This is a genomic window from Shewanella colwelliana, from assembly GCF_001735525.1.
Taxonomy (GTDB): Bacteria; Pseudomonadota; Gammaproteobacteria; order Enterobacterales; family Shewanellaceae; genus Shewanella; species Shewanella colwelliana.
This window is the reverse complement of sequence record NZ_MCBT01000013.1, coordinates 76,061-96,857: the sequence shown is the minus strand read 5'-3', so window position 1 is coordinate 96,857 and position 20,797 is coordinate 76,061. Positions and strand designations below refer to the sequence as shown.

Genomic DNA, 20,797 nt, shown 5'->3' with positions numbered 1-20,797 from the left:
TTATGGGTGTTTTTTACCACAGAGCCAACTTAAACTGATTGGTATTACTTGAGTGTGAGTGAGGCGCTTAACGCGTGCCATTGGCAACCTTACAGCTTATTAAAGGTCAGTTCGATTTTTAAACCACTTAAGTGAGTGCTGTGATCAAACTTCAGTCCAATTTCATATTGCTCGGCGATATCTTTAACAATAGAGAGACCGAGCCCATGGCCCATGATCTCTTCATCTAAACGCCTGCCTCTATGGGTAAGTAGAGTGAGTTCGTCGCTGGCAACGCCCGGCCCATCATCTTCAATGACAAGGGTTAGGGTATCGTCATGGTTGACCACACTGACTTGCACCACAGTTTGTGCCCATTTATAAGCGTTATCCATTAAGTTACCGATAAGCTCCATGCCATCTTCGCGGTGAATTGGCAGCCTAGACACTGTGGTTGAAAGCTCAAACTGGCAGTTAATCGTTTTGGCACTGTGCACCTTAGCCAATGTTTGAGATAGATCATGCAGATCTTTAGGCAGTTGCAGCTGTGCGGCTGGTAGCATATCGCCGGTAATTCTCGCTGCGGCCAGTTTGCGCTCAATCATCTTATGCACTTGGTCGAGCTGTTTTTGCAATGCTATTGCGCTGTCTGGATCTTTGAGCCCAAGAGCTTCGACTTGCTGCTGCATCACTGCCAGCGGTGTTTTTAGCCCGTGGCTTAAGTTGCCTAAGTTATTGCGACTGCGTTCCATCTGTTTGCTGGAATACTTGAGCAATTCATTATAGGTGTCGGCTAATGGCGTTAGTTCTGGCGGAATTTTCGTCGCATCCAGTGCGGTGATCTCGCCCTCACGCAGTTTGACCAGTGCGTGTTGCATGTCGTTTATCGGTTTAAAAGATTGCCTGAGCACCAAAAATATCCCCGCTATCATGGCTAATAACATTGCGAGGTTTACGCTTAATTTTGTGCCATATACTTGGGTAAACACCTTTCGGCCAATACTGAGATCTTGGGCTACCGTTAGGGTGGCGTTTTGGTGGGCAGCTTGGTTGCTTAGCCCTAAAGAGAGCAGTTGGATATCATGATTTTGCGGGCCTTTTGTCTGCCACACCCGAGTTTCTCCTTTATTCAACGACTGGATATTGAGCCGTTGATCCCAAAGTGAGCGCGAGCGCAGCTCCACACCTTCCATATTTAGCTGGTAGTAGCGACCAGAATAAACGGGATTGTAGAAACCAGAAAGTTGACTTTGATCTATGCTGATGTCGCCATTCTCGACATTAATGGCGAGTAACACTTGCTCCAAATCTTCCTCAAGTCGGTCTATGATTGAGTCATGAAAGGCTTGCCTGAGCATAGATTCGAAGAAGGCGATGGCAATAAATGTTGAGATAATAACTAAGCCTGTTAACCACAGGCTTAGTTTAGTCTTAATCGAGATCATTGTTTCAAGCCGTGAAAGATATAACCTTGGCCTCGTCGAGTTTCAATCGCAGTTTTACCCAGCTTCTTACGCAGATGGGTCACGTAAACCTCAACCACATTACTCTCTTTTTCATCATCAAATTGATAAAGTTTGTCGGTAAGCTGTGCTTTGGAAAGTAATTTTTTCGGTGACATAAGGAATATTTTAAGTAGCCGAAACTCCATCGCGGTGAGTTCAAAGTGATTGTCACCCACAGTCACGCTCTGCTGTCCCTCATCCAAGGTGACCCCTTCAAAGCTCAGTTCTTTTGAAGGCGTACTGGCTTTGCCATGCGCGCGCTGTATTAACGCATGTATACGGGCTAACAACTCTTGGGTATGGAAAGGCTTACCTAAATAGTCATCAGCACCAGCATTGAATCCCTCAACCTTTTCATGCCACTGACTGCGAGCGGTTAACATGATGACAGGCGTATTGATACCTTGGTTGCGCCAACGCTCTAGCAATTCTAAGCCATTGCCATCAGGCAGGCCAATATCCAAAATAACGCAGTCATAGTTGGTTTCTTTAAGCAGATAGTCTGCTTCAGCAGCTCTGTCGGTAACATCGGTGACATAACCTGCTTGCTTTAACTGTTTTTCCAGCTCTTCCACTAATAGTGCGTTGTCTTCAACCAGCAGCAATTTCATTGTCTGAGTGTACCTTCAAGTTCATTCTCGTTATCAACTGGTGTGGCCTGCGAGGAGGTGCCAGGGTCCAGAACATCGAGTGAGAGTTTATATGACAAAGATAATACTACTTTTCAACGGGCTGATGTAAAGCAGATTAATTTTGTGGTGGATTATAGTGATTGGTATTACTTACTGTTCGTGTCATGACAGGTTAATGGCAACTGTTGGTAGCTTTGAAGTTGACCGGTTGCCGCATCAATACTGAGTGATACTAGCTCGCCTTCAAGGGTTTTAAGTCGTAGGTCGTAGCTCCAGCGGCCTTGAGCTTGATATAGATGGGCGTCAATTAATTTTCCTGCACAGTATTGCTGTACATGCACCAAGGTTAGATCTAGAGAGAGGATTTTACCTTGGCTAACCAGTTTTTTAGCTTGGTTATGCTCAAGCTCAATAGAGGTCGACGCATAGCTTGTGCCCAGTAAGATCAATGTTAGGACAGTGGTGCTAATAAGAGAGATAAAATTCACTAACGCTATCCTAAAAAAAATGGCCTGACTAGATGTCAGGCCACTTTAGCGAAGATCTATTAAATCTAACTTAATGTACGCTTAGCGAGTACCGTATACCACGATTGTTTTACCGTGAGCTTGAATTAAGTTCTGCTCTTCAAGCATCTTAAGAATACGGCCAACCGTTTCGCGTGAACAACCAACAATCTGACCGATCTCTTGACGAGTGATCTTGATTTGCATGCCATCCGGGTGTGTCATCGCATCAGGTTGCTTGGCTAGATGTAGCAATGTCTGTGCAATACGACCTGCAACGTCTAGGAAAGCTAAGTCACCCACCTTTTGGCTAGTGCTTTGTAAGCGATAAGCCATCTGTGAAGAGAGTTTCATCAAAATCTCAGGGTTTACCTGAATCAATTGCTTAAACTTCTTGTATGAGATCTCTGCGATTTCACAGGCTTGTTTAGCGCGAACCCAAGCAGTACGCTCGGCTTGCTCTTCAAACAGACCTAATTCACCGATAAAGTCACCCTGATTTAGGTAAGAGAGAATCATCTCTTTGCCTTCTTCATCTTTAATCAAGACGGCAACAGAACCTTTAACGATGTAGTACAAGGTATCAGAGTCTTCACCAGCATGGATCAGAGTGCTTTTGGCTGGATACTTATGAATGTGACAGTGTGATAAAAACCATTCCAAAGTTGGATCAGGTTTTGGCTTACCAATCAGAGCCATGCCTATGTTCCTCGACTGATTAATGTAAATACAAGAATATGCTAAATAAGCAGATTACGTCAATTAAGTGGGAAAAACCTCGCGAGAGATCAAAGTTTGCAATAAATATGCAATCAACAACTCAATAAAACTCAATGTAACTTGCTTTCAATTATGGGAGTTTATTTTGATACATTAGTAATATATGTCAACTAATACCGTTAAAAGCCCACGTTATTTAACCGACAATGCTGCGTAAATCACATCTAACTTGTTTACTAAATCACAGTTTGCCGCACACACAATGGATTTTCATGCACATTAATACGTTTTTTTCTCGACTTGAGGCGCTAATTATTGCTAACGTTATTCTCTAGCGTCATATTTACGGCGTATCTGGGGTCATTTTCCAAGGTTGTGATCAAATTACAATTAGCCAAAAGGCTATGTAGCTTGATGTAGGAGAGCATTAAATCGTGAAAACATCTGTTTGGATTAAAGTTGCAAGCTTGATTGCTGCTATGGCAATCACAAGTCACGCTTGGGCTTTCTCAACTCCTGCGACTGAATCCGCTGCAATGGCTAGTAAACTGGCGCATATCCAGCTCAAAGCTGCTCAGGGAGAGCCTGAAGCCGAATTTTTACTGGGCCTGATGTATCTTTCGGGTCGTTTCGTTGAACAGAACCAGCAACTGGGGGCGCAGTGGGTATCACGGGCAGCGGAGCAAGGTCATGAAAAAGCCGCACAGACTATTGCTGATTTAGCATTTGACGGCAAAATTATTACGAAAGACTTAGCGTTGGCGGAGCGTTGGTATCTGCAGTTAGCAGCCCAAGAGAACAAATGGGCACAGTTTCGTTTAGGTTTTATCTATGCCGCTGGTGGAGAAGGAGTTGCGCGCAATTGTGGTAAAGCAGTGGATCACTTTCTTGCCGTCGGTGATGAGATATCTCTTGGCAATGTGGTGTGGATTTTATCAACCTGTCCAGAGTCAAAGTATCGCAATGGTGATAGAGCATTAGAGATTGGCAAAGGCTTAGTTGAAGCTAACAGCGCCGATCCGACTAATTTAGATAACTTGGCAGCCGCTTATGCAGAAATCGGTGATTATACTGCTGCCATCGACACTCAGCAGCGAGCGATTGAGGCATTGAAGCAGGCCGCTGAGCAGAATCGCTCCAGTGAGTTTGAGTTGAGATTACAAAATTATCAACAGCAGCAACCCTACCGTGAAGTCGTGCCTTTAGGACAGTAATGTTCATTGAGATTAACAATACGCCAGCATTGCAAGATGCTGGCGTTTTTTATGTCTGCTCAATGGTGGCTCTACAGTTGGGCAAGTGCTAAGGCTACGCGCGCAAAATAATCGTGAAACCTTATGGTGTATTTAATGCGTATATTTGTGCTTGAGCGACAAGATGGAGTGTGCTGAAAGAGGGAGTAACTGAGAAAATTCGGGACGTTAGCATACTCAAGGAAACAAACAGATCAAGATGGGGGAATTCACTCCCAAGAGTATACTAACTATCAGTCTTTCGCCTGAAATCCCGATAGCAGTGAGTCTACCCTTAGAGACTTAAATGAATCTTAAGTGTTTGAATTATTCGTTATCCAAATCCAGTAGATGCTGTCTTTTTTCTAATAAGTCACGGATCAATGGCGTTAAAATCAGTTCCATAGCCAGTGACATCTTGCCACCCGGTACCACTAGGGTATTGATACGCGACATAAAGCTGCCATCGATCATTTTTAAGTAGTAGGGAAAATCGACATTGTTAATGCCACGAAAGCGGATCACCACAAAGCTTTCATCTAAGCTAGGTATCGTTTTAGCACTAAACGGATTAGAAGTATCGACAGTGGGAACACGTTGGAAATTGATATGAGTACGAGAAAACTGTGGTGTCATATGGTTAATGTAATCATCCATACTGCGCACAATTGATCCCATCACTTTTTCACGGCTGTGGCCTCTATCGGAGGTGTCTCGAATGATCTTTTGGATCCACTCAAGGTTGACGATAGGCACCATGCCGATAAGCAGATCCACATGCTGGGCAACGTTAACCTCATCAGTGACAACACCACCATGTAAGCCTTCGTAGTACAGCATATCGGTATTATCAGGCAGTGGTCGCCATTGGGTAAAAGTGCCTGGCATCTGGTTAAAGGGCACGGCTTCATCGAAGGTGTGCAGATAGGAGCGTGTATCGCCTTGGCCTGTGGCGCTATAATCACTAAAACACTGCTCTAACCGAGCGAAATCGTTGGCTTCTGGGCCAAAGTAACTGATGTTTTTATTGTCAGTTTGGCCTTGGCGTATCTTCAGCTCCATTTCAGGACGCGTAAAATTGTGAAAGCTATCCCCTTCAATAACAGCGGCATTAATTCCGAGTTGACGGAAGATATGACTAAATGCGGTTGTCGTCGTGGTGGTACCGGCTCCAGAAGAGCCCGTTACGGCAATAATCGGGTGTTTGGCTGACATCTTTTTACCTAAAAAACGCTGAAATTGATGCCAGCACAAGGCATCAGTGAACCCATAGTTATACGGCACACACCCTACACAGGTCAATATTACCGTAGACTTGCCCTCAGGGGCCTAGCCTTTAAATAGGGTGTTCTCTTTGGATCTAATCGCAATTGACTCATCATCTTCGCTGTATTCGACCACTAGGTCATTGCGCGCCAGTGCCGCTCGACATTTGGTGATGGCATTCGTCACAGCCTGATCATCCAATGCGGCGAAGCTACCGTCTTCAGTCTGAGTAAACAGAAACTCTTTGATTAAGCGATCTAAGGTTTCGCTTGGCAATTGTAGTAGTGATTCGTAAGGCACTAACATGGTGATTTATCCGAGTGAATTAAAAAGCTGACAATACGTTTTTCTAAATAGTAGCGGGGACGAAAAGGAGTACCACCATCAATAAAACCCACATGGCCGCCATTATTGTGCAATTCATAAGTGACTGCTGGGGCTAATTGTGAATTGGCTGGGATCACTTCATCATTCATAAAAGGGTCATCCTTGGCGTGCAGCACTAAGCAAGGGCGAGTGATCTGACTTAAAAACGGCAAGCCACTGGCCCGATGATAATAATCTTCCACACCATTAAAGCCGTGGAGCGGGGCGGTGATCTTATCATCAAATAGATGGAAGGTGCTCAGCTGCGCGACTTCATCATTGCTAACGGGCATGAGTGCAGTCAATTGTGGATTGTTTAGCTTATCGCGTACTTTTTGTTGCAACTGCTTGATTAAATGGCTTTGGTAAACTTTAGAAAAGCCTTTCTTAAGACGTGTTGCGCAAGCAGCAAGATGCAATGGTGCAGAGACCACCACAGCGCGTTCGATTAGTGAGGTTTCGCCCCGTTCGCCTAAATATTTAGTCAGTACATTGCCGCCCAAACTATAACCAACGGCCAGTAATGCTGAGCTTGGGTGCTGCTGTTTGAGCATCGCCAAGCAGGCATGCAGATCTTGGGTGTCACCACTGTGGTAGCTTCTGGCCAATCGATTACTTTCACCGGAGCAGCTGCGATGATGATGAACCACGGCGCTTATCTGCTGTTGGGCTAAATCTTGCAGCAGGCGTCTGGCGTAATGGGAGTCGCTGCTGCCTTCAAGGCCATGCACTAGCACCACAATGGGCGCACCAGTTTTAGGCTGGCTTAGCCAATCTAAATCGATAAAGTCACCATCTTCAAGTTCAAGCCGTTGGCGGGTTAGGGGTGGTCTGTCCACCTTAGTCAGTACGGGTAAGATCGTTTGGACATGGGGATTTTTAGCCCACCAAGGTGGCGAAAAGTATGGCTTTATCATAATTGGCTATTGCTGAAAATTAAAACGTGTGTTTAATTGTTGAATGAGTCGCTAGTGTAACATAGATTTATCAACTGGCTTTTTCATCTACATAGCACATCAGATTAGCCGACTTTCCTAAATAAAAACCTCAAACAGGGGAGATGATGAAACGAAGAACATTTCTGACTAGCGCACTGGTGGGCACAGGTGCATTAGCGCTTGGGGTTAATCTCTATTCACCGTCTCACGTTAAGATTAGTGAAGCCTTAGATGAGCAGCATCGACTGCTGTTTAGTTTATTGATCCCGGTATTTCTTGATGGTGCACTGCCTGAAATTGAATCTCAGCGTATCGTGGCACAGAACCAAACCATAGAAGCAATCGTGGCAACCATGGGGTTGTTGCCTGATGATAGCCGTGCAGAGCTGGAAGAGTTACTTGAGTTATTGGAATCTCGTTTAGGATTACTGTTATTAACTGGCAGTATGACGCCGTTATTAATGCGCCGTCCGGCTGAATTGGTTGAGATGTTAGAGCGCTGGCGTGCTAGCTACCTAGATATGATGATCACCGCCTATCAGGGGCTGCGTGAATTGGTGATTGCCAGTTATTACTCTAGCCCCGAACACTGGACTCGACTGAATTACAATAAACCCACATTTTTAAATTAAACCTTTTGCGTATTGCTCATTAAAACAAGCAGACCATGGTCTGTTGATAAGTGGTTGAATATAAAGGTTGGAGGAAGTCTGTTGGCCATACAAGATCCGATACAACAAGGTTTAGCCTCAGGTTGGAAGCACATTGATGCGAGCCAAGTGACGCAGGCGCAGACCCTAGAAGCTGATGTCGTGATTGTGGGCAGTGGCGCTGGTGGTGGTGTCGCCGCAGAGATTCTCAGTGAGGCGGGGCTATCGGTGATTATCATCGAAGGTGGACCGTTAAAGTCATCTGAGAGCTTTAATATGGAGGAGCGCCGCGCTTACCCCAATCTCTATCAGCAGGCCGCGTCAATGAAGACCAAAGATAAGGCGATTGGGATCTTTCAGGGTCGGGCCGTAGGTGGCTCGACCACTGTCAACTGGACCACTTCGATCCGTACTCCTCAAAATGCCCTCGAGTACTGGGCAAAAGAGAAATCTATAACGGGTCTGTCTGCTGAGTCACTCAAGCCTTGGTTTGAAAAGATGGAGCAGCGGCTCAACATTAGCGAGTGGGCTTATGAGCCCAATCGGAATAATTTGGCATTAAGGCAAGGTTGTGAAGCCTTAGGCTGGGATTTTACCGTGATTAAGCGTAATGTGGCAGGCTGCTGGAACAGCGGTTATTGCGGCATGGGCTGCCCAGTTAATGCCAAACAATCTATGCTACTCACGACGATCCCTGCGGCACTTAATCGCGGGGCGACATTGGTGAGTCGCGCTAAGGTGAGTAAGATTGAGCACACTAACGATAAGGTCTATGGCCTTAAAGCTCAGGCGTTGAGCGAGTCGTTAAAACCCACAGGCGTGGAGCTGTTGTTTAAAGCTAAGCATTACATCTTGAGTGCTGGCGCTATCCATACGCCGACCTTGATGATGCGCTCAAAGCTGCCCGATCCATACTATATCTTGGGTAAACGTACCTTTTTACACCCAACGTTACTCAGTGGTGCCATGTTTAATGATCCTATTAATGGTCATGCTGGTGCCCCGCAATCAATCTATTCTGATCAGTTTGTTTGGCAAGATGGTGCTGAGGGTGAACTGGGTTACAAATTGGAAGTTCCTCCGGTGCATCCGATTTTAATTGCCTCAAAAACATTAGGCTATGGTCAGAGTCATGCAGAGCTCATGGCCAAGTTTAATCAGTTACAGGTCACTATTGCCTTAGTGAGAGACGGGTATCACCCTGATAGCCAAGGTGGTCAGGTGAGGCTAACAGACAGTGGTTTTAGTTTAGATTATCCGCTCACGGATGCTTTTTGGCATGCGGCTCGGCGCGCCTTTGCTAGCATGGCAGAGTTACAATTTGCGGCTGGTGCAAAGCAAGTACTTCCTATCAGCGAGGGGATGCCCTACTTGTCGAGTTGGACTGAGGCAAAGAAGGCGATTGCCGAGATGGATTTGGCACCACTTAAGACAGTGGTTGCCTCGGCACATGTGATGGGCGGTTGCCCTATGGGGGAAGATACTAAAACGGCCATGGTCGATAGTGAGGGCAGTAGCCACTATTTCGATAATCTATCTGTGATGGACGGCTCGCTGTTTCCAACCAGCCTTGGGGCAAACCCACAGTTATCCATTTATGGTATCACGGCCAAAAACGCGAGTTTACTGGCGCAAAGATTAACCGCTAAACCTCAGTAGCAGCAATTTGTAGTTCACTGAGTTGTGATAACTCTACGCCGAAAAGAGACAGGTAGCGAGGCAGGTTTTGCTCGCGACTCTCATCGGGCAGCTGCCTAACTTTATGCAGAATCAGCGCTTGTGCCTTACGTTCTAGCATCAGTTCGACATCGAGCATCTGTTGGTATTCGCTGTCGGCCAGGTTGCATTTGCTTAGCTTACGCAATTTACGGTAAGGCTTAAGCACTTTCTCTTCCCAGCTATCTATCTGCGTAAAGAGTTGCTCCCAAGCTTGAGTGCTTAATCGATAGGCTTGCCCGTCAAGCCAGGTCGCTAACAGCAATAAGTTAACATTCACACCATAGTCATCTTGCAGTTGCAGATAACCTCGCTGTCCGTTGGCATATAAGGTATCGCACTCTTGCCATAGTGACAGGTCAAATTGATTTAAATAGGTCATGTCAGCTTCCTTGTTGAACCCCTAATACAGATTAGCTTAACTCAGCTTTAACGCTTTGCTCAATGGCTTCAATCTGCTCTTGTAACTCTAACCATTCCATTTCACTCTCTTCGAGCGATTGGGTTAAGGTGGTGCGTTCACTAAGCACTTGGGTTAATTTAGGCTTATTATCAGCATCGTACAAACTGGTGTCGGCGAGCATATTTTCTAATTCGCTGAGGCGTTCACTGCATTGCTGCTGTGCTTTTTCGAGTTTGGTTTGTATTTTTTTAAGTGGCGACAATTTTTGGCGTAACTCTGCTTCGAGACGCTTTTGTAGTTTTTTATCTTGTGCTGGCGTGGCATCCACAACCGACTCAGACTTATTAGCGCCCTTGGCAGCATCGAGTAACCACTGATGGTAATCATCGAGATCGCCGTCGAAGCTGCGGACTTCACCCTGATCAACTAGGTAGTAGTCACTGCAACTAAGGCGTAGCAAGTGTCTGTCATGCGACACGATAATCATGGCGCCCTCAAACGATTGCAGCGCCATAGTTAGCGCATGACGCATCTCTAAATCTAAGTGGTTAGTCGGTTCATCGAGCAGTAATAGGTTAGGGCGTTGCCATACCAGCAGAGCCAGTACTAGACGAGCTTTTTCACCGCCAGAGAAGGGGCGCACGGGCGCTAATGCCATATCACCATTAAAGCCATAGCCACCTAAAAAGTCTCTTAGCTCCTGCTCTCTATGGGTGGGTGCCAGTCTAACTAAATGTTGCAGTGGTGAATCATCGAGGCGCAAAAACTCTAATTGATGCTGGGCAAAGTAACCGATATTTAAACCCGGGTTTGTCTCGTAAACGCCGCTCATGGGTTTAAGTTGTTCGGCCAATAACTTTATCAGTGTCGATTTACCTGCACCATTGCGTCCAAGCAAACCGATACGGGCACCCGGAACTAGGTTGAGGTGTACATGGTTCAAAATTGGTGTGTCGTTGTAACCCACCGACACCTGTTCCATCTTAACTAGTGGATTAGGCAGGGCATCGGGTGCTCTAAAGGCCATATAAAAAGGGCTGTCGGCTTTGGATGGCAGCAGGTCCGCCATGCGCTCTAGCGCTTTTAAGCGGCTTTGGGCTTGCTTTGCCTTACTGGCCTTATAACGGAAGCGGTCAACAAAAGACTGCATATGAGCCCGCTCTTTTTGTTGTCGTTCAAAGGCAACTTGTTGCTGGGCCATACGCTCGGCACGGATACGTTCAAAGGCACTGTAGTTACCTTTGTAGTAGTTCAGCTTGTGGTGTTCAACATGCACAATCTCATCCACAATCGCATCAATAAAGTCGCGGTCGTGACTGATCAAAATGAGCGTACCTTGATAGGCCTTAATCCACCCTTCGAGCCAATACATGGTATCTAAGTCTAAATGGTTGGTTGGCTCATCGAGTAGCAACAACTCAGAGCGGCACAGTAGTGCCTGGGCTAAGTTGAGGCGCATACGCCACCCCCCCGAGAAACTCTTCACGGGATTTTTCTGTTCGGTGTCACTAAAGCCCAAACCTGCCAATAAGCTTGCTGCGCGAGATTGAATGCTATAACCGCCAATGGCGTCAATCTTGCCATGTAGCAAGGCTATGTCATGACCATTGTCATCGAGCTGAGCTTGATGCAGGGCTTGCTCAAGTTGACGATACTCTCTGTCCCCATCGATCACATATTCGATGGCGCTCACTTCAAGCGCTGGCGTTTCCTGTGCGACGGTGGCTATCTGCCAACCCGCTGGTACGCTGAATTCACCTTTGTCCAGGCTCAAATGACCGAGAATCAGTGCCAACAAGGAGGATTTTCCTGTGCCATTAGCGCCAACCAACCCCACTTTGTGGCCGGGATAAATCGTCAGTGAGGTTTCATCCAAGAGAGTCTTGGTGCCACGAATCAGTTGCGCTTGAGTAATGGTGATCATTGAGGTCGGCTTGCTACTTGGGTGGAGATAATAGGGAGGGGATAATAGCGTAAAGTCGGCTATTTAGGCCACTATTTAGGGGGATTATTGGGGTCTTTTTGGCAAAGCTGTGGCAAAATGGCGGCAATTGACAACCCATTTATCATCACAGGTTAATCACAACGTGAGCAAAGTCAGAGTAAAGAAGCGTTTCGTCGCGGGGGCAAAGTGTCCTCAATGCAAGGCAACCGACAGTATTGTGTTGTTCAAAGAGCAAGGTGTCGAAACCGTAGAGTGCGTAGAATGTGATTACCGCGATCAGCAAACGGAAGAGCAGGTTGCCGCGAAAGCGACGGGTGATGTGATCGGCGTGTTTAAGCCTTAATTCTCTCTGCGCAAGTCAGAGTGCTAGGCCCTATGCATGGTGGCTAGCACTCGCTCGTTTAGTTAATCTTTAAACCCATCTTGTAGAAATAGATGGCGAGTCTGATTAAATCTCGCCTCTTCGGCTTGAATAAAATCGATAGCCAGTTGTGCGTTTTCTTGGCGGAATTTGTCAAGCTTAGCAATTTCGTACTCATTCATTACGATATTCATCGCCTCTACCGTCCATTCGCATTCCCCCTGGCCTATGCTGACCTCGTCGGGATCATAATGGGTCACCATCCAGTCTTGCAGTTGCTCTGCACTAATCTGTGCCGTCTGCCACTGTTGTAACTGCTCAATGAGGTCTGCTTTGCTGATATTAGCTTTTGTCATGGGTTATTTCGGGTGTTGATTAAAACTGGCGCTAAGGATAACCACTATTGCCGATGAAGGCGATGGCTTTGGCTGAATAATCGCGCCAAAACCATCGTGACTTTGATAACCTAAAACTTGAAGCGCGACACTAGTTCGTTAAGCTGCACCGCCATCTCCCTGAGGTCGCTACAGTCGATAGAGGTTTGTCTGACTACCTCGCTACTGGCGCGTGAAATATCGGCAATCGCGGTCACATGGGGGTTAATTTCGCCCACAACATTAGACTGCTCGCCAGTGGCATTGGCTATCTGCACGCTCATCTCATTCATTACCTTAATATTGTCGGCAATGCTTTGCAGATGCTCACCAGAAGTGGTGGCTTCTTGCTGGCTTTCTTGGCTCAAAGAGGTACTCTGCGCGATGGCATCAACGGCTTCACGGGTTTTAGCCTGTAGTTTTTCAATGATGCTGCGAATATCTTCCGTTGAGGCATGACTGCGAGAAGCGAGCGTACGAACTTCATCGGCCACCACCGCAAATCCCCGGCCTTGCTCACCCGCTCTAGCGGCTTCAATAGCGGCATTTAGCGCCAATAGATTCGTTTGCTCTGACACTGCACGTATTACTTCAAGTACCGTATCGATAGAGTTGACGTCTTCGGCAAGTTGACTAATGGTCTCACTAGTATGGCCCAGTTGATCGCTCATGGTCGAAACACTGTTAATGGTATTTTGCACCGAAAGATTACCGTGGTTGACTGACTCATCAGCCACGTGTGCATTTTGTGCCGCGTTATTTGCACTGCCAGCTATCTCTTCGGCCGTCATGCCCATCTCATGGATAGCGGTGGCCACTTGTTCAATCTTACTGACCTGTTCGTTAATTTCATGTTCCATGTGCTTGGCTTGATTATCTATCCGCTCGACCGCATCGAACAGATCATGTCCGGTTGCTGATACGCTTTGCAGGGTTTTGCTCAAGTAAGTCACAAACTGGTTATAGCCTTTTGCCATGCTGCCGGTTTCGTCTTGGCGGCTGTCATCAAGACGCAGTGACAGATCACCTTCTCCTTCACCTATGGCATTTAGCATCGTCGCTAACTCGCCAAACGGTGCAATGAGACGGTTAATCAGCCAAGTACTGGTGAACATAATAATCAGCGCCAAGACTATGCCCATGAATACTAACGACCAGGTTGCATCATTTAGTGCGCTGTAAAGTTCGCTTTGTGGGATTTCAGCAATCAGGTACCAACCTATAGTGTCGATATAGCGGCTGGCGACCAATGTGTCGACGCCATCTTTGACATATTGCGAGGTGGCAAAACGTTGCTTTGACAGCAATTTTACAGTGTCCATTTCGCCTTGTGCGCTGAGGCTTTTGCCGCCTTTACTGGTGTCTGCATGGATTTTGATCACCCCTTGACCGTCGGTGAGGTACACCAAGCCATTTTCACCTATCTGGTACTGCTTAATATTTTTGGCCAGCGAGTCCAGTGATAGACCCACCCCCGCCACACCAGCAGCTTGGCCATTGTTCTTTACTAAGTAATTGATAAATAGAGTCGGCGTTTGGTTAAGATCGTCAACGTCAATGGCTAAGTCATAATCTTTTCCGCTGGAGAGAAAGCGATAAAACCATTGATCGCGTTCATCATTTTTGGACAAGGTTTTAAATAATCCTTCGTGAGTAAAATAACGACCAGAGGTATTTGAGACTAAAAAAGCGGTGATGGTGTTAAATTTCTGCTTAATATTTACCAGTGATTCGATGATCCCGATATGGGTGTCGTCAGGCTCCCCTTGGGCGAGTAGCCGCTGATAGTTGAGATCGCTTGCCATCACTTTTGATACCGTGATTGGCATGAGTAACTGCGCATCAATATCGTTAGCCACTTCGCCTAATACCGCAGGCAGCTCTCGGTTTAGGGTACTGTCGAGAATAATGCTACGGCTACTGCTGAGGGCGTATACGCTGATTAAAAAAATGGATAACACGACTGAGGTAATTGTTGCGAGTACAACTTTACGGCGGATATTGAGTTTTACCATAGTACTTTCTCCTTAGGGCCACATAAGTATAGAAAAGAAAAAGCAACTCTGTAGGTGTCTTTTACAATAGAAACAGCTGATTAATCGCCACACTATGGTCAGTGCGGCTTACGTTGTGCTGCGGCCAAGTTAAGCCGTGAAGCTTAGGTGAACTTGGTGAACTTGTGGTGACGATCGCAACAGTTGAAAAATTGATGTGTAATAGATGTTGAAGAGGTTGCGTCATTGCTGCGCTCGCGGTAGTTTGGTGTGTTTTTTTCTTGGAACACACAAAATGAATAATAAAGTTACCGCTAACACAAGTACGGGCTTTCCGCGTATTTTTTGGATAGCCAATGGTGTTGAGCTGTTGGAGCGCGCAGCGTATTACGGGGTGTTTATCGTTATCACCCTTTATTTGTCGCGTATTTTAGGCTTTACCGACGTAGAAGCCGCATGGTTGGCCGGTTCCTTCTCGGCAGGTCTCTATTTCTTACCCACCTTCAGTGGGGCATTGGCCGACAAAATTGGTTTTAGGGGCGCGCTACTGCTGGCCTTTGGTTTGTTGACCATAGGTTATGCCTCGCTTGCTATCTTCCCTATGCTTATTGAAACACAAGGGCTGGTGGAATACGGTAAAGAGACGGTGTATCACGGCTTACGTGAGGCAGATATTCGCTGGGCAATTGTACCAATTTTGATTGTTATCATGATAGGTGGCTCGTTTATTAAGGCGGTGATCACCGGAACCGTTGCCTTGTCGACCACGACAGAGACCCGCGCCAAGGGTTTTTCTATCTTTTACATGATGGTCAATATCGGTGCGTTTTCAGGGAAAACTGTGGTAAAGCCGTTGCGTGAATCTATGGGTGACTTAGGTTTAATAAACCTTAACTATTTCGCCGCCACCATGACCTTCCTTGCATTTATCAGTATCTTCTTGTTCTTCAAGAGCACCGAGCAAAGTCGTTCGAGTAAGAGCTTAGGCCAAATCTGGCAAGCCTTGGTCAAAGTACTTGGGAATGGACGCCTTATTTCATTAACCGTCATTATTTCAGGCTTTTGGATGGTACAGCACCAACTGTACGCGACCATGCCTAAGTATGTGTTGCGCATGGCGGGTGAAGGTTCGTCTCCCTCTTGGTATGCCAACGTAAACCCCTTGGTGGTCTTTTTGTCTGTTAGCCTTATCACGGCAATGATGGCCAAACGCAGTGCGCTGTCGTCAATGACCATAGGTATGTTTATTATGCCAGTATCGGCACTTTTGATGGCTTCGGGTAATATGTTTGACCCCGCTGCCACCATACTTGGCATGCACCCTATTGCGGCGATGATGATCATAGGTATCGTTTTCCAAGGCTTAGCCGAGTGCTTTATCTCGCCACGCTTTTTGGAATACTTTTCACTACAAGCACCTAAAGGTGAAGAGGGACTTTATTTAGGTTTCTCACACCTGCACTCATTTATCAGTTCTCTATTGGGCTTTGGTTTATCAGGTTACTTGTTACAAGCTTACTGCCCAGATCCGCGTACTTTTAGCGACCATGCCGCGTGGGTTGAGGCCTCATCCAATGCGCATTACATCTGGTATGTGTTTGCTGCCATCGCCAGTTTATCAGCCGTGTCGTTGATCATTTATGGCGCTGTGATTAAACGCATGGATGCTAAAGACAGTGATAGCGACAACGATGAGGGCGAGTTAGTTACCGCATAAACGCCCGACCAATGAGCCCCTAGCACAGCAATAACGCTTTCTAGGGGCTTTTGTTTTACACGCTCTTTTCCCTCGCAGGTAAAACATTGCTATAATCGCCGCCTATATAGGGCAAGGCTTAACGCATGCGAACGCGATGCAGTTAGGCGTGCCTCCTAACATGCTTAACATTCGATTTGCCGAGCCTAGATTGATTAACATTCAACAAGGCTCTGTATGATCCGACTAGGAAAATACCGTGAGCCAAGCCACCCCAAACACTGACACTGCATTTAACAGCCTGCCGTTAAAGCCTGCGTTACTCGATACGCTAACCACCATTGGCTTTGAGTCGATGACACCGATCCAGGCTCAGAGCTTGCCCGCCATTCTTAATGGCGAAGACGTGATTGGTCAGGGGAAAACAGGGTCAGGTAAAACGGCCGCGTTTGGCCTAGGTTTGCTTAACAAACTCGATGTGAAGCGTTTTCGTATTCAGGCGTTGGTGATGTGTCCAACCCGAGAACTGGCCGACCAAGTTGCGGCGGATCTGCGTACCTTGGCACGTGGTATCCACAACATCAAGATTTTAACCCTGTGCGGCGGTGTGCCTATGGGGCCACAAATCGGCTCGTTAGAGCATGGCGCACATATTATTGTGGGCACTCCTGGTCGTATTATCGATCATTTAGATCGTCGTCGTTTAGATCTTGAAAACGTTAACATGTTAGTGCTTGATGAAGCCGATCGCATGCTAGAGATGGGTTTTCAAAAAGAGCTCGACGCCATCATGCTTGAAGTGCCGCGTGAGCGTCAAACCTTGCTATTTAGCGCCACTTTCCCGGAGCAGATTCAAACCATTAGTGAGCAGTTTTTAGTCAATCCTGTCATGGTAAAGGTTGAAGGTAAGCATGACGGTAACACGATTGACCAACATTTTTATGAGTGTGGCAACAACAATGACCGTATGAAGGCATTGCGTCTTTTGCTGCTGCAACATAAACCAGAAAGCGCCGTGGTATTTTGCAACACTAAGCGTGAAACCAAAGATGTTGCGGCCAAACTGACTAACGATGGTTTTAGCGTGGTCGCCCTTCACGGTGATTTAGAACAGCGTGATCGTGACCAGATGCTACTGCGTTTTGCTAACAAGAGTGCCAGCGTAATGGTGGCCACTGACGTGGCAGCACGCGGACTCGATATCGATGCACTGGACATGGTGGTCAACTACCATGTTGCCTACGACACTGAAGTGCACATTCACCGTATTGGCCGTACTGGCCGCGCCGGCAGCAAAGGCGCAGCGCATACCTTCTTTAATCATGAAGATGCTTACAAAATTGCACTGCTTGAAGATGAAATTGGCCGTGACATCATTGGTGAAGCACTGCCAAGTGAATATCTATTAGATACGTATCCACCGCAGCCACGCATGGTCACGATTCAAATTGACGGTGGTAAGAAAAACAAAGTACGTCCAGGCGATATCTTAGGTTGTCTAACAGGTGATAACGGTATCGAAGGCACCGAAGTGGGTAAGATTAAGATCACTGAATTCCGCTCTTATGTTGCCGTTGATCGTAAAGTGCTGAATAAGGCACTTAACAAGATCACTAAGGGCAAGCTTAAAGGTAAGAGCTACCGTGCATGGGAACTGCGTTAATTTATCGCTTTAGCTAGCGATTGGCTTAATTAGCTATCACGTTATTTCGAAAAGGAGCTAACTCACGTTAGCTCCTTTTTTGTTGTTTGCTGTTTTTACGTTTGGCATGAGTCGCGGCAGGCAGCATTTTTATTTATTGAAAGTCTTTGAAGGTCGAATCTTCGCTGTGATACCAATCAGTATAAAGATGTTATCGCTCAGCGAGCATTTAGCACTTGCTTAACGGCTTCTTCTTTAAATTCTGGGGTATATCGTTGTCCACTCATAAACATATCTCTTATGCAAAAAGCTTAGGTGAAATTTGTCCATAAGACTCGGGGCGGTCCATTTCACCTTAGCTCGGTGTCCAAAAGTATTGGGGCAGATCAGTAAAGCTGATTGCAATATAAAAACTGAAGAAATATGGGAAAAGGATTTACTCCACAAAAATCAGCCGCATTATGAAGTTTATAAAAACAAGAAAAATTACGACAAAGGTAAGCGTGATAGGGCAGTTTGGGAAGATGGCAGACTAACAGAATAATTATGACACCCAAGATTCCTGGCTACTTACAACTTCACCTATGACAACAATGGCAATCGATTAACTGGAGACGGGGTTAGTTTAAGTTACAATGACCAAAACAAACCGCTCACAGTGGTGCGCAACGGCACAACCAGTACCTTTAGTTATGACGCCAATGGTAATCGCTATAAACAGGTGAAAAAAACGGGTAGTGTCACTACTACAACCTATTATGTTGGCAGCTTTGAACGTGAGGTGACGCTCAGCAGCACAATAGATAAAACTTATATTGGTGATCACACTATCAAGATGAAGGCGCATATTGGTAGCTTAGGTAATCAATCCCCGTTTCAGCACGTGCTAAGAGATCGCCTCGGTAGCGTTGATACCTTAGTCGATGGTAAAACTGCTGCAGTATTGCAGCATCGAGGTTACGATGTGTTTGGTCGGCCGCGGGATATTGCTGCAGGCAATAACTTGTTAGCTAGCTGGCAAGGTGTGACTAAAGGTTATACAGATCATGAACATTTAAACGAGCAACAACTGATTCACATGAACGGTCGGGTGTACGATTACAACGTCGGCCGTTTCCTGAGTGTCGACCCCTTCTTGCAGTTCCCTGAGAACAGCCAGAGTGCGAATCCTTACTCTTATATCCTCAATAATCCGATGTCTGGGGTGGATCCTACGGGGTACATAACAGAAATTACAATGTGTCCCCCAAAACCGACTTGTGATGCCCCTAAAGCTCCTGAGGATAGAAGTGGGGATAAAAATAAATCCAGGAAAGGCAAAGCTGAAAAAGAGAAATCTAAGCAACAAGGCAAACCTAACGTTACCTCCGGCAAGATTAATATAACTGTTTGGGGGCAGAAAACAGCAAAGTCAAAAGATGTTGGTCGTCAACTATCCCATTACGGCGACTTGTCACAGTCATATCAACTGCCTAATTTCGTCAAAGATATGGCTAGATTCTGTGATGTTTACCCGTGTAGAGGAAGTGGAGAAATAGAGTCATCATTATTCTTCGATGACTTGTTGGGGTTAGGTTTAAAAAGCATGATATTCTTACCTATGAGAGCTGTAGGTACTCATGCTGATGATCTTATTACAACTGGTATAAGACTTCCCAGCTTTCCAAATAGAGGAAGTTTTAATCTACTAAATAAGACTGGAAGGTTTTACCCAAATATACCAGATTTAAGAACCGGAAAATCTATAATATTCCCAACAGGGCACCTTCAAAAAGTAGCCAAATCTCAACGTGTGTCTTGGGGAGCTCAGGAAAGAGGAGCATTCATCAAGCAATCGTACGATAGAGGATATAAAACTCCTCGTGGAGGCTGGGCTGAATATGATATTCATCATATTCGTCCAAGGGAATTTGGAGGTTCAAATGATTTCTGGAATCTAGCTCCAATACAACGGAGAACGCATCAGCAGGAGTTCAATTCATTCTGGAGGGATATGTAAATGGATATGGTAAATGAAATGATAGCCCAGATGAGCAGTTACTGGAGCACTCCTAAAGTAGCTATTCATAGAGGCGCAGAAATTCCTTTCAAGCTTCGTTGCTCATTTTTTGATGGGGTTGAAGAGTATCGGTTATCAGGCATAACAGCTAATTTACCGTTAGAGGCTAAAGAGTTTTATCTTGCAACAGACGGCGCAACTTTGTTTAAAGATGATAAATATGGACAGTGGGGACTCAAAATATATTGTTTAGATGAGATAGCTGATGCTACCAATAGATATCAGAGTGAAAGAATCAGTGATGCTTTAGAGGGGGATTTGATAATCGGAGAGTTTGTCGGTGATTCGGATTATTTATTGCTGCGATGTAACCTTAAGAGTGCTGATTTTGGTTCGGTTGTTATTGTTTCCGCAATAGACTCTCGCATTGATTGGGATGTAGTTGCGGCCGATTTAGGTATTTTTTTACGAAAGTTTAATTCTTTTCAGGGTGACAAATATTGGGAAATCACATAGTAGTATATAGACTCGTTTCACCAGCCTAAATTAGTCTTTGGATAAACCGCTTAAAGAAGGTGGTTTTTTATAATTATTTGATTAAAAGTCTTGCTAACTTACTTTTACCAGCAGAGTCAGCGCCATACTGATGTGGCGCTTGCCTGTTGTAACGCTTATATAGACAGGCATGACAAATCAAATTTAGATAGCTAATGATTTCCTGCATCTTGAACAGCCCCATATTTTGGGGCTTTTTGTTGCCTATAGCTAGTAATTTGACCAGCACCGTGAGCCGTGGCCGCCAGTAGAAGTGATCAGTTGTGATCAGCGGCCTGTGCAATTGACATCAGTAATAATTAACAATAATTAAGACAC

General features: G+C 45.8%; 20 protein-coding genes. 8 read left to right on the top strand and 12 right to left on the bottom strand.

Going from position 1 to position 20,797, the window contains the following annotated elements; all coding sequences use genetic code 11:
- Nucleotides 1-89 precede the first annotated feature (89 nt).
- From BEL05_RS05045 to crp, 4 genes are all read right to left on the bottom strand, one after another.
- Nucleotides 90-1,424 carry an ATP-binding protein gene (locus tag BEL05_RS05045; RefSeq protein ID WP_069670496.1) on the bottom strand — a complete coding sequence of 445 codons (1,335 nt, stop codon included), beginning with the start codon at nt 1,422-1,424 and terminating at the stop codon, nt 90-92.
- Nucleotides 1,421-2,095, bottom strand: coding sequence for a response regulator transcription factor (locus BEL05_RS05040; RefSeq protein WP_069670495.1), 675 nt, complete (start codon nt 2,093-2,095; stop codon nt 1,421-1,423). Before BEL05_RS05040 ends, BEL05_RS05045 begins: the two co-directional genes overlap by 4 nt.
- Nucleotides 2,096-2,262: 167 nt before the next feature.
- Nucleotides 2,263-2,604: a PepSY domain-containing protein gene (locus BEL05_RS05035; RefSeq protein ID WP_373316119.1), complete on the bottom strand. Its 342-nt coding sequence runs from the start codon at nt 2,602-2,604 to the stop codon at nt 2,263-2,265.
- Nucleotides 2,605-2,685: 81 nt separating this feature from the next.
- Complete coding sequence (gene crp, locus BEL05_RS05030; RefSeq protein ID WP_011864391.1) at nt 2,686-3,321, bottom strand: cAMP-activated global transcriptional regulator CRP; 636 nt, start codon at nt 3,319-3,321, stop codon at nt 2,686-2,688.
- A 455-nt stretch (nt 3,322-3,776) separates the two neighbouring features.
- On the opposite strand from crp, the gene BEL05_RS05025 reads away from it, so the two are divergent.
- Complete coding sequence (locus tag BEL05_RS05025; RefSeq protein ID WP_439332365.1) at nt 3,777-4,556, top strand: tetratricopeptide repeat protein; 780 nt, start codon at nt 3,777-3,779, stop codon at nt 4,554-4,556.
- Between the two features lie 345 nt (nt 4,557-4,901).
- On the opposite strand, the gene BEL05_RS05020 is transcribed toward BEL05_RS05025, so the two are convergent.
- The 3 genes from BEL05_RS05020 to BEL05_RS05010 form a co-directional block, all read right to left on the bottom strand.
- Nucleotides 4,902-5,789, bottom strand: a complete 888-nt coding sequence (locus BEL05_RS05020) for a phosphoribulokinase (RefSeq protein WP_028764408.1) — start codon at nt 5,787-5,789, stop codon at nt 4,902-4,904.
- Nucleotides 5,790-5,903: 114 nt separating this feature from the next.
- Entirely contained in the window at nt 5,904-6,146 is a 243-nt protein-coding gene (locus BEL05_RS05015; protein ID WP_028764409.1) for a YheU family protein, read from the bottom strand.
- Nucleotides 6,140-7,123 (bottom strand): hydrolase, encoded by a 984-nt coding sequence (locus tag BEL05_RS05010; protein WP_069670494.1) that lies wholly within the window; start codon nt 7,121-7,123, stop codon nt 6,140-6,142. Before BEL05_RS05010 ends, BEL05_RS05015 begins: the two co-directional genes overlap by 7 nt.
- Nucleotides 7,124-7,269: 146 nt before the next feature.
- Between BEL05_RS05010 and BEL05_RS05005 the strand changes: the two genes are divergently transcribed.
- A complete protein-coding gene (locus tag BEL05_RS05005; RefSeq protein WP_069670493.1) occupies nt 7,270-7,776 on the top strand; it encodes a TAT leader-containing periplasmic protein in 507 nt (168 codons plus the stop codon).
- An 81-nt stretch (nt 7,777-7,857) separates the two neighbouring features.
- A complete protein-coding gene (locus BEL05_RS05000; protein ID WP_069670492.1) occupies nt 7,858-9,453 on the top strand; it encodes a GMC family oxidoreductase in 1,596 nt (531 codons plus the stop codon).
- Here the strand turns inward: BEL05_RS05000 and BEL05_RS04995 are convergent.
- Complete coding sequence (locus tag BEL05_RS04995; protein WP_028764413.1) at nt 9,440-9,892, bottom strand: TIGR02444 family protein; 453 nt, start codon at nt 9,890-9,892, stop codon at nt 9,440-9,442. The two genes, BEL05_RS05000 and BEL05_RS04995, sit on opposite strands and share 14 nt — an antisense overlap.
- A 31-nt stretch (nt 9,893-9,923) precedes the next feature.
- Nucleotides 9,924-11,837 (bottom strand): ABC transporter ATP-binding protein, encoded by a 1,914-nt coding sequence (locus BEL05_RS04990; RefSeq protein ID WP_069670491.1) that lies wholly within the window; start codon nt 11,835-11,837, stop codon nt 9,924-9,926.
- A gap of 163 nt (nt 11,838-12,000) precedes the next feature.
- Here BEL05_RS04990 and BEL05_RS04985 point away from each other — a divergent pair, with 163 nt between their 5' ends.
- Nucleotides 12,001-12,201 carry a YheV family putative zinc ribbon protein gene (locus tag BEL05_RS04985; RefSeq protein WP_028764415.1) on the top strand — a complete coding sequence of 67 codons (201 nt, stop codon included), beginning with the start codon at nt 12,001-12,003 and terminating at the stop codon, nt 12,199-12,201.
- A 62-nt stretch (nt 12,202-12,263) separates the two neighbouring features.
- Here the strand turns inward: BEL05_RS04985 and BEL05_RS04980 are convergent, their stop codons facing one another.
- The 3 genes from BEL05_RS04980 to BEL05_RS21010 form a co-directional block, all read right to left on the bottom strand.
- Entirely contained in the window at nt 12,264-12,575 is a 312-nt protein-coding gene (locus BEL05_RS04980; RefSeq protein ID WP_069670490.1) for a hypothetical protein, read from the bottom strand.
- Nucleotides 12,576-12,685: 110 nt separating this feature from the next.
- The gene (locus BEL05_RS04975) at nt 12,686-14,608 is read right to left on the bottom strand and encodes a methyl-accepting chemotaxis protein (RefSeq protein ID WP_069670489.1); all 1,923 of its coding nucleotides are present in this window, start codon (nt 14,606-14,608) and stop codon (nt 12,686-12,688) included.
- A gap of 61 nt (nt 14,609-14,669) precedes the next feature.
- Nucleotides 14,670-14,834 carry a hypothetical protein gene (locus BEL05_RS21010; RefSeq protein WP_175427320.1) on the bottom strand — a complete coding sequence of 55 codons (165 nt, stop codon included), beginning with the start codon at nt 14,832-14,834 and terminating at the stop codon, nt 14,670-14,672.
- Between the two features lie 48 nt (nt 14,835-14,882).
- Between BEL05_RS21010 and BEL05_RS04970 the strand changes: the two genes are divergently transcribed.
- The 4 genes from BEL05_RS04970 (at nt 14,883) to BEL05_RS04945 (ending at nt 20,440) form a co-directional block, all read left to right on the top strand.
- On the top strand, nt 14,883-16,304 hold the full coding sequence (locus BEL05_RS04970) for an MFS transporter (RefSeq protein WP_069670488.1): 1,422 nt from the start codon (nt 14,883-14,885) through the stop codon (nt 16,302-16,304).
- 238 nt (nt 16,305-16,542) lie between these two features.
- A complete protein-coding gene (gene dbpA, locus BEL05_RS04965) occupies nt 16,543-17,946 on the top strand; it encodes an ATP-dependent RNA helicase DbpA (RefSeq protein WP_069670487.1) in 1,404 nt (467 codons plus the stop codon).
- 640 nt (nt 17,947-18,586) lie between these two features.
- On the top strand, nt 18,587-19,924 hold the full coding sequence (locus BEL05_RS04950; RefSeq protein ID WP_139151823.1) for an RHS repeat-associated core domain-containing protein: 1,338 nt from the start codon (nt 18,587-18,589) through the stop codon (nt 19,922-19,924).
- A complete protein-coding gene (locus BEL05_RS04945; protein ID WP_069670483.1) occupies nt 19,925-20,440 on the top strand; it encodes an SMI1/KNR4 family protein in 516 nt (171 codons plus the stop codon). It abuts the gene before it with no gap.
- Nucleotides 20,441-20,797 lie beyond the last annotated feature (357 nt).

Coding starts and splice junctions, on each gene's coding strand:
- BEL05_RS05045 (WP_069670496.1), bottom strand. CDS start 1,424: ATGATCTCGATTAAGACTAAACTAAGCCTGTGGTTAACAGGCTTAGTT.
- BEL05_RS05040 (WP_069670495.1), bottom strand. CDS start 2,095: ATGAAATTGCTGCTGGTTGAAGACAACGCACTATTAGTGGAAGAGCTG.
- crp (WP_011864391.1), bottom strand. CDS start 3,321: ATGGCTCTGATTGGTAAGCCAAAACCTGATCCAACTTTGGAATGGTTT.
- BEL05_RS05020 (WP_028764408.1), bottom strand. CDS start 5,789: ATGTCAGCCAAACACCCGATTATTGCCGTAACGGGCTCTTCTGGAGCC.
- BEL05_RS05015 (WP_028764409.1), bottom strand. CDS start 6,146: ATGTTAGTGCCTTACGAATCACTACTACAATTGCCAAGCGAAACCTTA.
- BEL05_RS05010 (WP_069670494.1), bottom strand. CDS start 7,123: ATGATAAAGCCATACTTTTCGCCACCTTGGTGGGCTAAAAATCCCCAT.
- BEL05_RS05005 (WP_069670493.1), top strand. CDS start 7,270: ATGAAACGAAGAACATTTCTGACTAGCGCACTGGTGGGCACAGGTGCA.
- BEL05_RS04995 (WP_028764413.1), bottom strand. CDS start 9,892: ATGACCTATTTAAATCAATTTGACCTGTCACTATGGCAAGAGTGCGAT.
- BEL05_RS04990 (WP_069670491.1), bottom strand. CDS start 11,837: ATGATCACCATTACTCAAGCGCAACTGATTCGTGGCACCAAGACTCTC.
- BEL05_RS04980 (WP_069670490.1), bottom strand. CDS start 12,575: ATGACAAAAGCTAATATCAGCAAAGCAGACCTCATTGAGCAGTTACAA.
- BEL05_RS04975 (WP_069670489.1), bottom strand. CDS start 14,608: ATGGTAAAACTCAATATCCGCCGTAAAGTTGTACTCGCAACAATTACC.
- BEL05_RS21010 (WP_175427320.1), bottom strand. CDS start 14,834: ATGACGCAACCTCTTCAACATCTATTACACATCAATTTTTCAACTGTT.
- BEL05_RS04970 (WP_069670488.1), top strand. CDS start 14,883: ATGAATAATAAAGTTACCGCTAACACAAGTACGGGCTTTCCGCGTATT.
- BEL05_RS04945 (WP_069670483.1), top strand. CDS start 19,925: ATGGATATGGTAAATGAAATGATAGCCCAGATGAGCAGTTACTGGAGC.